This window comes from Peptoniphilus senegalensis JC140 (assembly GCF_000321025.1).
GTDB lineage: Bacteria > Bacillota > Clostridia > Tissierellales > Peptoniphilaceae > Peptoniphilus_A > Peptoniphilus_A senegalensis.
Genome location: NZ_HE610718.1, coordinates 285,961 through 300,676, shown reverse-complemented (window position 1 = coordinate 300,676; position 14,716 = coordinate 285,961). Strand labels below are relative to the sequence as shown.

Genomic DNA, 14,716 nt, shown 5'->3' with positions numbered 1-14,716 from the left:
GCTTATTTTTAAATAAAATCTTAATAAAAGTTCAAGCTTAGAATAATATATCTTTGTAAATAGTATATATCAAAAGGCTTTCACTTTGTAGGAACAAAGTTATAATAATTGAAAAATTTTAATTAAAAGATGTTTTTATAATTTTAATAATGAAAAAGGATGCCAGCTTTTTGTAGCAGCATCCTTTTTGCAAAGTTTTCTTATTTTATAAAATTTTATTCTTGGTGGGAGATTTTTTTAAATACTTCAGCGTATTTTGCGAAGAGCTTTTCTAATTCCTCTACATCATATTTTTTACTGTAGGAGCTATTCATTATGTCTTTTAAGACTTGTTGAATTTTGTTGTGAATTTTTGTGTCTGTGACTATAGATGCCTTTGTATGGAGGCTGTCTCTGCCGATTTTTTTGAAAAACATATTATTTTCGTTGATGAAGAAGTTAAACTTGTCCAGTCCCATAGACTTTAGATACCTGTTGTCATTTATGATGTAAAAGTTTATATTCTCGTTATTTTCCATGATTTGGATTATGTTTTTTATGTGGTCTTCAATTTCTTTTGGACTTAGTTTTGCCTTTGTGGAGCAGTAGAGGATATTTCCTGTCTCAAAATAGTTTAAGAGGCTAGTCCTTGTGGTCAAGAAATTTATCTTGGAGTCTACAAAAAGTTCTTCCCACAAAAGTTTTATGCCAGCAATTTCTTTTTTATTTAATTCTCTTTCGTCGTCAATAGAATCTACTATTCTGTCTATGATGTAATTCGGAAGTAAGAATTCAAAGCCGTAATTGGATAAAAATAAAAATTCGTTGTCGGAATAAAAATACTTTCTGTAATTTGTCTCAGCCATCTCTTGAGGAGGGGATGTGACAATTATTTTGTTTAGCCCGTCAAAGAAATAGTCCATAAAGGAGGAGATTTCAAAAAGGGTGTCAAGTTCTCTGCCTGAAGTTAGGGTTGAATAATCTTCTCTTTCGGCAATGATTATATACATTTCGCCCTTTACAAGTATAAAGTCGCAGTGAGTGTAGCTGCGCTCATAGAGTTCTATGTTTATGCTGGAATTATCTGTAATTATTTTTAATATATCTAATTTTTCTATATCATCTTTTTTGCAAAGTAAGTGGAGACTCACTTCTACATCCTTTGCAATTTTTTTTAGACTTTGAATTAGTATTTCTGCGTAAGGGCTTGTTATGTCAAAGGTTGCCCAGATGTCAAGGTCTCTATTTTCTAAAATTAATTTATCTAGGATTTCTTTTAAATCACTTTCCACGCTAGATGTCTTGAAGATGAAATTTGTCAGCGATGGTATTTCTTCTTTTACATCTGTATTTGTGTAGGCATAGGACTCGTTTAGGAGCTTGTATATTAATATTTCGAGACCTTTTTCTTCATTTTTCTTTAGGATTTCTGAATTTTTTATATCAAAGCTAAGGAAAAAGTCCCTTGTCATATCTTCTTCTATGAGTGCCTTTGCAAATAGTGGCGCAAGCTTTCTATTTATTGTGTAAATATTTTTTGATGATGGCAACTTTTTGCCAGAGTTCCATTTGCTTATGTAGGATATGTCATAGTCCAAGGCATAGGCAATGGTGGATAGTTTTGTGTTTGTCATGTCAGTTAATATTTTAAAAACTTGTCTGTATTGCCACATACTTTTTCTCCCTTCTTAAAATAATATGTATAAATTATATTAATTACTTGAATAAAAGTCAAATATTGTAAATTTTATTCAAGATATTGCAACTACTAACAAAGCGTTTTTCTATAATAAGGATATATAATTAAATCTATAAGAATATTTTTAAAAATCAATGGAGGGAAATAATGGTAAATTATAATTCTGTAACAGATAAAGTTATTGAAGACATTAAAGCTGCTGTTAGCGGCAAGGTATATGTTGGCGAAGAAATCAATATTGACTTCTTCCACGATGAAATGCCTATTTATGGCGAAGGACAACCTGACCTAGTTGTTGATGCAGTTAATGCAAAGGAAATTTCTGAAGTAGTTAAAATTTGTAACGAAAATAAAATTCCTGTATTGGCAAGAGGTGCTGGTACTGGTCTTACTGGTGCTGGTGTTTGTAGATTTGGCGGCGTAATGATCAATATGCAATCAATGAACAAAATCCTTGCTTATGATGAAGAAAACATGGTTGTAAAAGTTGAACCAGGTGTTTTATTAAATGATCTTGCTGAAGATTGTTTGTCAAGAGGTTATATGTACCCACCTGATCCAGGCGAAAAGTTTGCAACACTTGGCGGAAATGTTTCTACTAATGCTGGTGGTATGAGAGCTGTTAAGTATGGCACTACAAGAAATTATGTGCGCTCAATGGAAGTTGTTCTTCCTACTGGCGAAATCACTCAATTTGGTGCCACTGTATCTAAAACTTCAACTGGTTACTCTCTAAAGGATCTTATCATTGGATCTGAAGGTACTCTTGGAATTATTACTGAACTTACTTTAAAAATTATTCCAGCTCCAAAGGAAACTATTTCTCTAATTGTTCCTTACGAAGATCTTGACACTTGTATTTCAACTGTTCCACAACTTTTCAAGGCTCACTTAAATCCACAAGCTATTGAATTTATGGAAAAAGAAATTGTAAATATGTCTGAAATTTATATTGGCAAGGCAACTTTCCCTAAGGAATTAGAAGGAATTGACATTGGTGCTTATCTTCTTATAACTTTTGATGGCAACGATGAAGATGAACTTAATGACATTACAGAAAAGGCTGCTGAAGTTTTAATGGAAGCTGGAGCAATTGATATTCTTGTTGCTGATACTCCTAATAAAATTAAAGAAGCTTGGGCTGCTAGATCTTCTTTCCTTGAAGCTATTGAATCACAAACTAAACTTCTTGATGAATGTGATGTTGTTGTGCCTATTAACATGATTGCTAAGTATGTTTCTTATGTAAATCAAAGAGGCAAGGACTTCTCATTTGAAGTTAAGAGCTTTGGTCACGCAGGCGATGGTAACTTACACATTTACGCTTGTTCAAATGACATGGAAAAAGAAGAATTCTTGAAAGAAGTTGATGTTTTCATGAAGGATATTTATGGAAAAGCTTATGAAATGGGCGGACAAATTTCTGGTGAACACGGAATTGGTTACGGTAAAAAAGAATTCTTAAAGATGTTTGAAGGGGATGTTAATACTGAACTTATGAGAGGTATTAAAAAGGTATTTGACCCTAACATGATTTTAAATCCAAACAAAGTTATTTAATTAAGAGAAAAAGGGGATAAAGATGTCATATTTAATTTCTGAAGAAGCAAAGGACTTGCTTTTAGATGTTAGAAACTTCTGTGAGAAAGAAGTTGTTGAAGTTTGTAAAGAGGCTGACAAGACTGGAGAATGGCCAGAAGAATTATATGAAAAGGCAAAGGAACAAGGTTACTTTGCCCTTGAAGTGCCTGAAGAATTAGGTGGTCCTGGTCTTTCAAGAGTTGATGTTGCTGCTCTATTTGAAGAAATGGCAAAGGCTGATGCTGGTTTTGCAACTACTATTTCTGCATCTGGACTTGGAATGAAACCAGTTCTAATTGCAGGAAGCGAAGAGCAAAAAAATTATGTAGCCGACATCGCTATGGAAGGCGGACTTGGTGCTTTCTGTCTTACTGAACCAGGTGCTGGTTCTGATGCAAGCTCAGGAACTACTACTGCTGTAAAAGATGGCGACGAATATGTTTTAAATGGTAGAAAGTGCTTTATCACTAATGGTGCTGTTGCATCTTATTATTGTATTACTGCCTCAACTGATAAATCTAAGGGCGTAAAGGGACTTTCTATGTTCTTAGTGCCAGCTGGAACTCCTGGTCTAAGCTCAGGCAAGGAAGAAGACAAGATGGGAATTAGAACTTCTAATACAACTGATGTTGTTCTTGAAGATTGCAGAATTCCTGCATCAAATCTTATTGGCGAAGAAGGCAAGGGATTTTCTATTGCAATGAAAACTCTTGACCAAGCTAGAGCGTGGATGGGCTGTATTGCTGTTGGTATCGCTCAAAGAGGAATTGATGAAGCTAAAAAATATACAGATGAAAGAATCCAATTTGGCAAAGCTATTAATGCAAACCAAGCTATTCAATTTAAGCTTGCTGATATGGACATTCAAACAGAAGTTGCAAGACAAATGGTTGCCAATGCACTTACAAGAATGGATATGGGCCTAAGCTACAATAGAGAGTCTGCAATTGCAAAATGCTTTGCATCTGATATTGCTATGAGAGTGGCTGAAGATGCTATTCAATTATTTGGTGGTTATGGATACAGCAGAGAATATCCAGTTGAAAAACTTTTAAGAGATGCAAAAATCTTCCAAATTTTTGAAGGTACTAACGAAATTTTAAGAATTGTTGTTGCTAATAATTTATTGAGAGGTTAATAATGAATATTTTAGTATGTATAAAAGAAGTGCCTGATGATTCAGTTGCAGTTTCTGTCATTGATGACAGAGCTGCCATTGATTCTATCACACCTGTTGTAAATGCCTTTGACACTTATTCCCTTGAAATGGCTGTAAGATTAAAGGAAAAAGTTGAAGGACAAGTAACTGTTCTTTCTATTGGAAGTGAAGAGGTTAAAAATTCTCTTAAAAACTGTCTAGCAGTTGGAGCTGACAAAGCCTACTTAGTAAAGCGTGATGATTATAGAAATCTTGACGCAAAAATGATTACAGAAATTCTTATGGGAGCAAAGGAAAAATTAGAAGGAGAATTTGGAAAATTTGACCTTATATGCTTTGGAAAAGAAACTACTGATGCTGAAGGCTCACAAGTTGGAGTTTATTATGCAAATAAATCTGATCTTGGTGTTGTTACATCTGTTATCGAAATGAAATTAGATGGCGACAAACTTATAACTAAGCAAGAAATCGACGGTGGCTATAGAGAAATTGAAACAAAAACTCCTTGTGTTGTTACTATTGCTAAGCCAGACTATGAACCAAGATACCCTACTATAAAATCAAAGATGGCTGCAAGAAGACAAACAATTGAAGACTTTGATGTTAGCACTGATTCTACTTTAACTCTTGAAGAAATTAAAGATTTCGAGCCTAAGAAGAGAGAAGCTGGAGTTAAGATTCAAGAAGAAGAGCCAGCTGACAGCGTAGCAAAGGCTATTGCAATTTTGATGGAACAAAAGGTTTTATAGGAGGAAAAGATGAAAAATATATTAACTTATATAGAAATTAAAGAGGTTGCTCCTATTAAACTTTCTTTAGAATCTCTTTCTAAAGCAAGTGAAATTGCAGCTGAAAAGGGAACTAAGTCTATTGCTCTAATCACTTGTGAACTAGCTGATGGAGAACTTGCTAAAGTTAAGGCAGCTGGAGCAGAAGAAATTGTACTTGTAAAAAGAGATGCTTACAATATGGAAGACTTCACAAATATTATTGTTGAAGTTTCTAAAAAATATGAATGTGAAGATATTTTCTTACCAGGAAGTCTTGACGGAAAAGATTTAGCTGCAAATGTAGCTGCAAGTCTTGATACTGTTTCTGTTACTAATGTAATGGAAATAAAATTTGACGGAGAAGAACTTATCTATGTAACTCCTTCTTATGGGGCAACAGTTTTAACTGAATCAAAGGTAAATAAAGCGCCAAGGGTTATTGCAGTGAGAGCTGGTTCTTTCGACAAGAGAGATGACCTAAATGGTGCAGGAAATCTTGTGGAAGAAAATATTGATGAAGTGAAGGACATAAAGTCAATCATAAGAGAAGTTGTAATGGCAGCAGGTGCTGAAATAAATCTTGAAGATGCACCTATCATTGTAACTTGTGGTAGAGGGGCATCATCTGACGAAATCTTCCCACTTGTAAAGGAACTTGCTGATGCCTTCAGCGCTCCAATTTCTGGAACAAGACCTGTAATTGATGATGGAGTTCTTCCTAAGGCTTCACAAATTGGTCAATCAGGTAAAATTGTTTCGCCTGCTTTATACATTGGCTGTGGAGTTTCTGGTGCAGTGCAACATATCTCTGGAATGGAAAATTCTGGATTTATCCTAGCAATAAATAAGGACGAAGACGCTCCTATATTTAACATAGCTGATGTGGGAATAGTTGGAGACTGCAAGGTTATCCTTCCTCTATTAATTGAAGAAGTGAAAAAGTTAAAAGCTAACGCATAGGTGACTTATGAATTATTTAAAGGAATTTGTAATATTATGTGTATGTCTTATGCTTGGTGTTGTAACTAGGCATCTTATAAATTTCCCAATACCAGAAGCAGTTTATGGTATGATTTATCTCTTCATAGCCTTTTCTGTTGGACTAATTAAGCCTGACGATGTTAAAAAGACTTCCAATGGAATTTTACAAAATTTGGCAATTTTATTTGTGCCAGCAGGCGTTGGCATTATAAATTCCTATGATGAGATAAGGGGAAAGGCTGCACTACTTGTTGGTCTAGTAGTCCTTGGCACAGCTATAACAATGGGACTTACTGGAAAGATTATTGAACTTTTACAAAGGAGGAAAGATGTTTAGTAACAAATACTTTGGTATCATCTTGACTTTTGCAACTTTTGAAATAGGAAAGATGATAAACAAAAAATTAAAAACTCCTTTGGCTAATCCTCTATTAATATCCATTGCGCTATGTATATTATTTTTAAAGTTGACGGGAATATCTTACGAAGATTATAAGCAAGGTGGAGACTTTATAATGTTTTTCATCGCTCCTGCCACAGTAGCAATGGTTGTTGATTTGTACGAAAATTTGCCTGAACTAAAGAAAAATTTAATCCCAATTCTTTCAGGAACGGTACTTGGCTCTGTAATTGCAATGTTATTTGTGGTCTTTGTCTTCCACATGGCTGGCTTTGACAAAAACATAGTTGTATCTGCAACTCCGCAATCAATTACGACTGCAATTGCAATTTCTCTTTCTGAAGAGTATGGTGGCGCCTCTGCTATTACTGCAGTCCTTGTAGTAATAAGAGGGGTAACTGGTGCAGTTATTGCGCCAATGATCATAAAGCTCTTTAGGATAAAGGACCCAACGGCACAAGGTGTTGCAATTGGTACATCTTCTCACGCAGTTGGAACGTCTGAAGCAAGAAAGCTTGGAGAGATCCAAGGTGCAATGAGTGGACTTTCTATTGCAGTGGCAGGTCTTGTGACTGTAATCCTAATGCCAGTGGCAATGAAAGTTATAGAAACTTTGTTTTAAGGCGAATGTTGTTTTGAACTAAATAAATTTATTAGGCCTATTGTCTCCCTCAATAGGTCTTTTTTAATGATAAGAAAAACAGAGACTCGTCTCTGTTTTTCTTATCATTAAATTATTTTATTTTCTATTTTTTATTTCTTCTATTAAGTCTGGAACTATATTAAATAAATCGTCAACTATTCCGTAGGATGCTGTGTTAAATATTGCTGCATCTGGGTCATTGTTGATGGCAATAATTGTTGCAGAATTTTCCATGCCCTTTGTGTGTTGGATGGCTCCAGAAATTCCGAGGGCAATGTATAGGTCTGGTTTTACTTGGACGCCAGTTACACCAACTTGTAGGTCCTTGTCGCACCAGCCAAGGTCTGTTACGGCTTTAGTTGCTCCAACTGCACCGCCAAGGGCATCTGCAAGTTCTTCTACTAGGTGCCAGTTTTCTGGACCGCCAAGTCCTCTGCCGCCAGATACAACTACCTTTGAATTAAGAAGTTTATCGAGAAGTGGATTGATGTCAGTCTTTTCAAAATTAATGAATTTTGTCTTTAGGTCTTCTTCACTTAGTCCAGCTTCTTCTTTTATTATTTCAACTTCTCTTGCCTCGTCACGAGGAGCTTCTACAAAAGAGCCTCTTCCAATAGTTGCCATCATTGTTTCAGATAAAATTCTTACATCGCAGAATAATTTTCCGTCAAAGGAAGGTCTTATCCATTTGATGTCAGCCTTATCTTCTGTTAGTTCAACAGCTGAGCAATCGGCAACAAGTCCAACATGTCTTTTTGCTGAAACTCTTCCTGCCAAGTCACGACCATTGTGGCTGGCTGGCAGCATGACAATTGCTGGATCGTACTTATCCATTAGGGCTTCCAAAACTTTTGCATATGCAAGTGTGTTGTAATTTTCTAAAAGTTCGTCATCTACCTCTATTACCTTGTCTGCACCATAGTAGCCTGATTCCTTTGCAAGCTCTTCATTTTTGTAGCCAATTTCTACTGCTACAAGTTCTCTATCTAATTCATCAGAAAGTTCTCTTGCCTTTGACATAGTTTCTTTAGTAATAAGTGAAAGTGAACCTTCTGAAGCTTCGTTTACTACCCAAATATTTCCTTTTTTCATTTTATCACCTACACTAATATTTTCTTATCTTCTAAGATCTTTATGACTTCTTCTATATTTTCTTTTGCAGAGCCTTTGTCAATAAGGTTACCTGCTTCAGATTTTCTTGGAGCAGACAAATCTTTTACAATTGTAAGAGACCCCTTTTGTCCAAGTTTATCAAGGTCAAGTCCAAGGGAAGATGGAGTCATTTCGTGAATTTCTTTTTCTTTTGCAATGTCGCTTCTCTTTAGGGCAAACTTTGAAGGTTTATTTACAGAGCCCTTAAGTGCAGATGCCACAAAAGGAGTGGAAAGTTTTAAAGTTTCAATGCCTGTGCCAATATTTCTTTTAACTTCAAATTCTCCATCAACATAATTAATGTCGCAGACATAAGTTACTTGGTTCATGCCAAGTCTTTCAGCTACTTGTGGACCAACTTGTCCAGTGTCGCCGTCCATAGTTTGGTCGCCAGTAAAGATTATATCGTAATCTCCAATTGATTTTGCTGCTTCAGCTAGGGCGTAGGAAGTTGCTATTGTGTCAGAACCCTTAAACTCAAGTCCTTCCAATAGGTAAGCTTCTTCTGCACCCATTTGGATACATTCACGCAAATATTTTTCTGCAGATGGTGGTCCCATAGTTAGGACATCAATCTCAACATTTTCTTCTACTTGTTCTGATATATTTAATGCAAATTTCAATCCGCATAGGTCTGATGGATTGATTATAGTTTTAATTCCATCTCTAATTAAGTTATTAGTTTCTGGATCGATTCTCGCATTAGTTGTGTCAGGAACAGTTTTCATCAATAATAATATTTTCATAGTTCCTCCTAAGATTATTTATTCAATATAATTATATCATACCCCAAATTAGGTAAAGTATTTACATTAATTTGAGAATAGATTTTTTAAAAATATTACGCTCTTCAAAAAATATTGTCCAAGTTCGGTATAAATTGCTCCAAGTGTATTATAATAATAAATGGATTTATTTTGTTTTTCAAAATAATAAATTTTATAGAAAGAAGGTAAAAGATGAAAAACATAAAATCAAAAAAAGTCCTAAGTCTTGCCTTAGTATTTATTATGCTAGCAGGAGTTTTAGGTGGATGTAATAAGACTCCCGATGAGGCAAGGAAAAATTCAGAAGCAAAAAACCTTTCTAGCGAGGAGAAAGTTGTTTCAACAGATGAAGCTGGAAGTCACATAGTTCTTGACCACGCAGGTCACGAAGTTGAAGTGCCAAATAAAATTGAAAAGATTGTAATTGACCAAGTGCCAATTTTATCTACTTATATGGCATATAATGAAGGAAAGGCTCCTTATATTGTGGGTTACGCTGGATCATTAAAGCAAGTTATTTCTGATACAGTTTTAAAGGACATGGCACCAGAACTTTTAGATGCAACTAACACAGTTCAAGGCCAATCAGACATCAATGTGGAAGAAATTATTAAGTTAAAGCCAGATGTAATTTTCTACAATGCAAAGAACCAAGACAGATATGAAAAGTTATCTAAGACTGGCGTGCCATGTATTGGTTTTGTAACTATGGGAGCAGACACTCCAGCAGATCCAATAAATAGATATGGCGAATGGTTAAAACTTCTTGAAGATGTCTTTGGCGAAAAGGGAAAGATGGATGACTTCTTAAAGGCTGGAGACGATATTGTTAAGGATGCTGAAGAAAGAATTGCAAAAGTTCCTGAAGATAAAAGGCCAAGTGGTATGATTCTTTGGAAGTATCAAGAAGGCACTCCAATTGTTGCTGGCAAGGGTACTTTTGGAGACTTTTGGTTAAAGAGACTAAAGGTAAATAATGTTGCAGGGGAAGCCAAGGGATATGCCAATGTAAATGTTGAGCAAATTTATTCTTGGAACCCAGATATATTTTATCTTGATGGACCAGGACTTTTAAATATTAAGACTGAAGATGTTTACAACAATTCTGTAGAAGGCTTTGATTTTTCTAACTTAAAATCTGTAAAGGACAAGAGAGTTTATAACTCAAAGTTAGGTATGTGGAACTGGCTTACACCAAACCCAGATGCTCCACTTGTTCTTGCATGGCTTGCCAGCGAAACTTACCCAGAAGCCTTTAAGGATTATGACTTAAACAAAGTTATAAAAGATTATTACCAAAAATGGTACAATTATGAACTTACTGATGAACAAATCGAGGACATGTTTAATATATGATAAAAAAATATTGCATAAGAGATGATGGAAAAGTTCATCTCTATGCCTATCTTATTTTGTTCATTCTTCCCATAGTCTGTGCACTCCTTGCACTTTCTATGGGCAGGATGAATATAAATATTTCTGAAATAATAAATTTATTTAAAAATTACATATTAAGAAGAGACTTGGACCCTATGATGGAGTCCTTAATTTTTAAGATAAGGCTGCCAAGAATTCTCACTGCCTTAATAGTGGGCGCAGGATTAACTTGTGCAGGTCTTGCCTTTCAAGCTCTTTTCTCAAATCCACTTGCTACACCAGATATACTTGGAGTTACAAGTGCATCAAGCCTTGGGGCAATTATTGGGATTTTACTTTCTCTTGGCACAATGGGTATTCAAATAATTGCTCTAATAACAGGTTTGATTTCAATTTTTATCACAATAAACCTTGTGAAGCGAGATGAGTCCTCCATTGTTATGCTAGTCTTGGCTGGGATTATTGTATCCTCTCTTGCCAATGCCTTTAGCTCCCTATTAAAATACACAGCTGACCCCATGGATAAGCTGCCGCAAATTACTTATTGGTTAATGGGAAGCTTTGGAAGGACATCTTACAAAAACTTAGCCTTGGCAGGACCTCTCATTATAATTTCTATTTTTGTAATTTATAAAATGAGATGGAGGTTAAACCTCTTGTCTCTTTCAGAGGAAGAGGCAATTTCCCTTGGTATAGACGTAAAGAAGACGAGATTAATTTTTATTCTTGCATCTACAATAATAACTGCATCTAGCGTCTCCATTTGCGGGCAAATTGGGTGGATTGGTTTAATTATTCCGCATCTTGTCCGCATGATAGTTGGTGCAAATAATTTATACACCCTGCCCTTTGGCATAAGTTTTGGAGCAGCCTTTATGGTCTTAATAGAAGCTTTCTCAAGGACTGTTTCAGTAATTGAGCTTCCAATTTCAATTCTTACTGCAATTATTGGAGCACCAATTTTTATAATGCTTATGAGAAAATCTGGAGGAATATTTAGATGAAGTTAGAAGTTACTAAGGGTTTTTTTAAATTTAAAAAGACTGATTATATTTTAGAGGACATAAATTTTTCTCTAGCAGACTCTGATATTCTTTCAATCCTTGGGCCTAATGGAGTGGGAAAGACAACTCTCATAAAGTGCTTGACTGGACTTCTTCCTTGGACTAGAGGCGAGACTTTTATTGATGACAAAAAGATTTTTGCTATGAGAGAAGGAGAGCTGTGGTCAAATATTTCCTACATTCCACAAAAGAGAAATTTTTCCTTTTCCTATACAGGCTTTGAAATGGTCCTCTTTGGGTCAAGGTCTTCTATGAATATTTTTGAAAGGCCTAGTCAAAAGGATATTGCGAGGGCAAGGGAAGTTATGAAGATGATAGGAATAGAGGGTCTTTCTGATAAAAATGCCAATGAAATGAGCGGTGGCGAGCTGCAAATGGTTTTAATAGGCAGGAGTCTTGTGAAAGAGCCAAAAATAATTATTTTAGATGAGCCAGAAAGTGGTCTAGATTACAAAAATCAAATTATTATTTTAGATTTAATAAAAAAACTTTCTGCAAGTGGAGTGATTATTGTCATGAACACCCACTATCCAGAGCACGCCATAAAAATTTCCAACAAATGTCTTCTGTTAAATTACGATAAATCTTATAAGTTTGGAGAGACGAGGGAAGTATTAAATAGAGAAAATTTAAAAAAATCTTTTTCTGTAGATGTGGCAATAAATAGTACAATAATAGGAGAAAAGGAATATAAAAGTATAATTCCAATAAGTATAGTAGGTAAAAATGAGAAACATTGATAAAAATTGATAAAAATAAAAGGTTACTTGAAGGAGAACTAATATATATAAAAGTTGCATACAATTTCTAAGAAAATTAGTGTTGGATATAAAACTTATGATATTAAAGAGGGAGAACAAATTGTATTCCCAAAAAATATTGAGCACGGAGTTAAAAGAAAACTCAATATAAGATGCTTTTAACCTTGTCAATAGATTAAACTTAAAAGGATATGAATATATGGCGATTTAATAGTTCTATTTCACGAGAAATTAAATTAGAAGAACAACGAGATAAAGCGTTGACAAGAATAAAAAAATTAAATAAAATTTAATGGTAACAATAAAAAAATAATAATAAGGAGGAACCTATGAAAGGTTTTGCAATGTTAGGAATTGGTAAGACAGGTTGGATTGAAAAACCGGAACCAGAAATGGGACCGCTAGATGCACTTGTTAAGCCTATAGCTTTAGCTCCATGTAGTTCTGATATTCACACAGTTTGGGAAGGAGCTATTGGAGATAGACATGACATGATTTTAGGTCATGAAGCCGCTGGAGAAATTGTAAAAGTTGGAGAATTGGTTAAAGATTTTAAACCAGGCGATAGAGTTTTAGTTCCAGCTATTACTCCAGATTGGTCATCACTTGAAAGTCAAGCAGGTTTTCCTATGCATTCAGGCGGAATGCTTGCTGGATGGAAATTTTCAAATTTTAAAGATGGAGTTTTTGGAGAATTATTCCATGTAAATGATGCTGATGCAAATCTTGCTTTAATTCCAGAGGGTGTAGATCCAGTTTTGGCACCAATGTTATCTGATATGGTTACTACAGGTTTTCACGGAGTTGAGCAAGCTGATGTTCAATTTGGAGATGAAGTTTTAGTAATTGGAATTGGACCTGTTGGTCTAATGTCAGTTGCAGGAGCTAATCTAAGAGGAGCAAGTAGAATTTATGCAGTTGGAACTCGTCCAAATTGCGTTGAAGCTGCTAAATTTTATGGAGCAACAGATATAATTTCTTATAAAGACGGCTCAATTTCTGAACAAGTTTTAAAACTTACAAATAATAAGGGAGTTGACAGAGTAATTATTGCAGGTGGAACAGTTGATACTTTTGAAGAAGCAATCAAAGCTATGAAACCAGGCGCAAAAATAGGAAATGTAAACTACCTTGATGGTGGAGAATATATCAAGATCCCTAGAGTTGAATGGGGAGTTGGAATGGGACACAAGGCAATTAATGGAGGACTTACTCCTGGCGGAAGACTTAGAATGGAAAAGTTAGCTAAACTTGTTTCTTGTGGAAAGTTAGACCTTTCAAGGCTTGTTACTCACAAGTTAAAGGGATTTGATAAAGTTGAAGAAGCTTTATATCTAATGAAAGACAAACCAAGGGATTTAATTAAGCCAGTTGTAATTGTGGCAGAAGACTTAATGGAAGATTAGATGAAAGTAATAATAGTATCGGGATTTTTGGGAAGCGGTAAGACGACCTTTATAGAAAAGTTGTCAAAAAAATTGGATAATGTAGCTATTCTTGAAAATGATTATGCCAAGGCAAATGTTGATTCTGATATTTTGAAAAGTACAGGAAAAGAAATTTTGTCATTAGAGGAAGGTTGTATTTGTTGTTCAAAGCAAAAAGATTTTGCGACGACGGTTATTAGTATAGAAAATACAATTAATCCAGATTATTTGATAATAGAGCCAACGGGCTTAGGTTATCTTTCTAAGATAATTGATAACATAAGTTCAATTCAATATGAGAAGATAGAAATTTTAAGCCCAATAGCTATAGTTGATTATTACAGCCTTGATAAGATTATGGGAGAATATAAAGAACTTTTCCTTGATCAAATCAAAAACTCTTCCTATATACTATTATCGAAAACTGAAAATATCAGTGCAGAAAAGATTGATGCTGAAGTAAAAAAACTTGAGCAATTAACAAAGGCAAAAGTTTTTGCCACTCATTATAATGATTTTGACAAAGAGGGCTGGGATTCTCTTATAGGTAAGTTTAATAAAGATTTATTAATAAGAGGGGAATATAAGCACCTTCATCTTGACAATTTTGTATATGAAAATGTAAATTTTAAAGACTTTAATGAACTTGGAACAAATTTTAATGCAGTTTGCCAAAATAGATTTGGTAAATTAATTAGAGCCAAGGGTCTTGTAAAGGTAGAAGATAAAAAAGTCAGAGTCGATGTTGTAGATAATAAATTTTCTGTAGAAAAATATGAAGGAGAATCCTTTACAAATTCTCTAATATTTATAGGAAAGAATTTAGAAAAGAAATCCTTTGATATACTTTTTGAAAATAAAAATTAGAAAAGAGCCATTTGGCTCTTTTTTGTTTGTAAAATTAAAATAATAAAAGCTATAAAGACAGTAATATATTTAAAGAACTGATGAATATT

At 34.5% G+C, this 14,716-nt stretch carries 14 protein-coding genes; 11 read left to right on the top strand and 3 right to left on the bottom strand.

The features are described 5' to 3' along the window. Nucleotides 1-215 precede the first annotated feature (215 nt). Nucleotides 216-1,652, bottom strand: coding sequence for a hypothetical protein (locus PTSHG_RS05775; RefSeq protein WP_019107941.1), 1,437 nt, complete (start codon nt 1,650-1,652; stop codon nt 216-218). Nucleotides 1,653-1,825: 173 nt separating this feature from the next. On the opposite strand from PTSHG_RS05775, the gene PTSHG_RS05770 reads away from it, so the two are divergent. The 6 genes from PTSHG_RS05770 to PTSHG_RS05745 are packed head-to-tail and all read left to right on the top strand — an operon-like array spanning nt 1,826 to nt 7,191. Further along, nucleotides 1,826-3,238 (top strand): D-lactate dehydrogenase, encoded by a 1,413-nt coding sequence (locus PTSHG_RS05770; RefSeq protein WP_019107940.1) that lies wholly within the window; start codon nt 1,826-1,828, stop codon nt 3,236-3,238. 22 nt (nt 3,239-3,260) lie between these two features. Continuing rightward, on the top strand, nt 3,261-4,397 hold the full coding sequence (locus PTSHG_RS05765) for an acyl-CoA dehydrogenase family protein (protein ID WP_019107939.1): 1,137 nt from the start codon (nt 3,261-3,263) through the stop codon (nt 4,395-4,397). A gap of 2 nt (nt 4,398-4,399) precedes the next feature. Continuing rightward, nucleotides 4,400-5,167 carry an electron transfer flavoprotein subunit beta/FixA family protein gene (locus PTSHG_RS05760; RefSeq protein WP_019107938.1) on the top strand — a complete coding sequence of 256 codons (768 nt, stop codon included), beginning with the start codon at nt 4,400-4,402 and terminating at the stop codon, nt 5,165-5,167. Nucleotides 5,168-5,176: 9 nt separating this feature from the next. Continuing rightward, the gene (locus tag PTSHG_RS05755) at nt 5,177-6,148 is read left to right on the top strand and encodes an electron transfer flavoprotein subunit alpha/FixB family protein (protein ID WP_019107937.1); all 972 of its coding nucleotides are present in this window, start codon (nt 5,177-5,179) and stop codon (nt 6,146-6,148) included. 7 nt (nt 6,149-6,155) lie between these two features. Further along, on the top strand, nt 6,156-6,506 hold the full coding sequence (locus PTSHG_RS05750) for a CidA/LrgA family protein (RefSeq protein WP_019107936.1): 351 nt from the start codon (nt 6,156-6,158) through the stop codon (nt 6,504-6,506). Continuing rightward, the gene (locus PTSHG_RS05745) at nt 6,499-7,191 is read left to right on the top strand and encodes an LrgB family protein (RefSeq protein WP_019107935.1); all 693 of its coding nucleotides are present in this window, start codon (nt 6,499-6,501) and stop codon (nt 7,189-7,191) included. The genes PTSHG_RS05750 and PTSHG_RS05745 overlap by 8 nt, the downstream gene beginning before the upstream one ends. A gap of 117 nt (nt 7,192-7,308) precedes the next feature. Here PTSHG_RS05745 and PTSHG_RS05740 read toward each other — a convergent pair whose 3' ends face one another. Both PTSHG_RS05740 and PTSHG_RS05735 read right to left on the bottom strand, forming a co-directional pair. Further along, the gene (locus PTSHG_RS05740) at nt 7,309-8,304 is read right to left on the bottom strand and encodes an electron transfer flavoprotein subunit alpha/FixB family protein (RefSeq protein ID WP_019107934.1); all 996 of its coding nucleotides are present in this window, start codon (nt 8,302-8,304) and stop codon (nt 7,309-7,311) included. An 8-nt stretch (nt 8,305-8,312) separates the two neighbouring features. Continuing rightward, a complete protein-coding gene (locus PTSHG_RS05735; protein ID WP_019107933.1) occupies nt 8,313-9,110 on the bottom strand; it encodes an electron transfer flavoprotein subunit beta/FixA family protein in 798 nt (265 codons plus the stop codon). 213 nt (nt 9,111-9,323) lie between these two features. Between PTSHG_RS05735 and PTSHG_RS05730 the strand changes: the two genes are divergently transcribed. From PTSHG_RS05730 to PTSHG_RS05705, 5 genes are all read left to right on the top strand, one after another. Beyond that, the gene (locus tag PTSHG_RS05730; protein ID WP_019107932.1) at nt 9,324-10,487 is read left to right on the top strand and encodes an ABC transporter substrate-binding protein; all 1,164 of its coding nucleotides are present in this window, start codon (nt 9,324-9,326) and stop codon (nt 10,485-10,487) included. Next, nucleotides 10,484-11,512, top strand: a complete 1,029-nt coding sequence (locus tag PTSHG_RS05725) for a FecCD family ABC transporter permease (protein WP_019107931.1) — start codon at nt 10,484-10,486, stop codon at nt 11,510-11,512. The genes PTSHG_RS05730 and PTSHG_RS05725 overlap by 4 nt, the downstream gene beginning before the upstream one ends. Beyond that, nucleotides 11,509-12,312, top strand: coding sequence for an ABC transporter ATP-binding protein (locus tag PTSHG_RS05720; protein ID WP_019107930.1), 804 nt, complete (start codon nt 11,509-11,511; stop codon nt 12,310-12,312). Before PTSHG_RS05725 ends, PTSHG_RS05720 begins: the two co-directional genes overlap by 4 nt. Nucleotides 12,313-12,662: 350 nt before the next feature. Continuing rightward, complete coding sequence (locus PTSHG_RS05710; RefSeq protein WP_019107928.1) at nt 12,663-13,739, top strand: NAD(P)-dependent alcohol dehydrogenase; 1,077 nt, start codon at nt 12,663-12,665, stop codon at nt 13,737-13,739. Further along, nucleotides 13,740-14,627 carry a CobW family GTP-binding protein gene (locus PTSHG_RS05705; RefSeq protein WP_019107927.1) on the top strand — a complete coding sequence of 296 codons (888 nt, stop codon included), beginning with the start codon at nt 13,740-13,742 and terminating at the stop codon, nt 14,625-14,627. Nucleotides 14,628-14,716: the final 89 nt, after the last annotated feature.

What these genes read in the sequence shown, in the direction of transcription:
- PTSHG_RS05745 (WP_019107935.1), top strand. Translation starts at nt 6,499, where the DNA reads ATGTTTAGTAACAAATACTTTGGTATCATCTTGACTTTTGCAACTTTT.
- PTSHG_RS05725 (WP_019107931.1), top strand. Translation starts at nt 10,484, where the DNA reads ATGATAAAAAAATATTGCATAAGAGATGATGGAAAAGTTCATCTCTAT.
- PTSHG_RS05735 (WP_019107933.1), bottom strand. Translation starts at nt 9,110, where the DNA reads ATGAAAATATTATTATTGATGAAAACTGTTCCTGACACAACTAATGCG.
- PTSHG_RS05765 (WP_019107939.1), top strand. Translation starts at nt 3,261, where the DNA reads ATGTCATATTTAATTTCTGAAGAAGCAAAGGACTTGCTTTTAGATGTT.
- PTSHG_RS05760 (WP_019107938.1), top strand. Translation starts at nt 4,400, where the DNA reads ATGAATATTTTAGTATGTATAAAAGAAGTGCCTGATGATTCAGTTGCA.
- PTSHG_RS05770 (WP_019107940.1), top strand. Translation starts at nt 1,826, where the DNA reads ATGGTAAATTATAATTCTGTAACAGATAAAGTTATTGAAGACATTAAA.
- PTSHG_RS05740 (WP_019107934.1), bottom strand. Translation starts at nt 8,304, where the DNA reads ATGAAAAAAGGAAATATTTGGGTAGTAAACGAAGCTTCAGAAGGTTCA.
- PTSHG_RS05750 (WP_019107936.1), top strand. Translation starts at nt 6,156, where the DNA reads ATGAATTATTTAAAGGAATTTGTAATATTATGTGTATGTCTTATGCTT.
- PTSHG_RS05775 (WP_019107941.1), bottom strand. Translation starts at nt 1,652, where the DNA reads ATGTGGCAATACAGACAAGTTTTTAAAATATTAACTGACATGACAAAC.
- PTSHG_RS05730 (WP_019107932.1), top strand. Translation starts at nt 9,324, where the DNA reads ATGAAAAACATAAAATCAAAAAAAGTCCTAAGTCTTGCCTTAGTATTT.
- PTSHG_RS05720 (WP_019107930.1), top strand. Translation starts at nt 11,509, where the DNA reads ATGAAGTTAGAAGTTACTAAGGGTTTTTTTAAATTTAAAAAGACTGAT.
- PTSHG_RS05705 (WP_019107927.1), top strand. Translation starts at nt 13,740, where the DNA reads ATGAAAGTAATAATAGTATCGGGATTTTTGGGAAGCGGTAAGACGACC.
- PTSHG_RS05710 (WP_019107928.1), top strand. Translation starts at nt 12,663, where the DNA reads ATGAAAGGTTTTGCAATGTTAGGAATTGGTAAGACAGGTTGGATTGAA.
- PTSHG_RS05755 (WP_019107937.1), top strand. Translation starts at nt 5,177, where the DNA reads ATGAAAAATATATTAACTTATATAGAAATTAAAGAGGTTGCTCCTATT.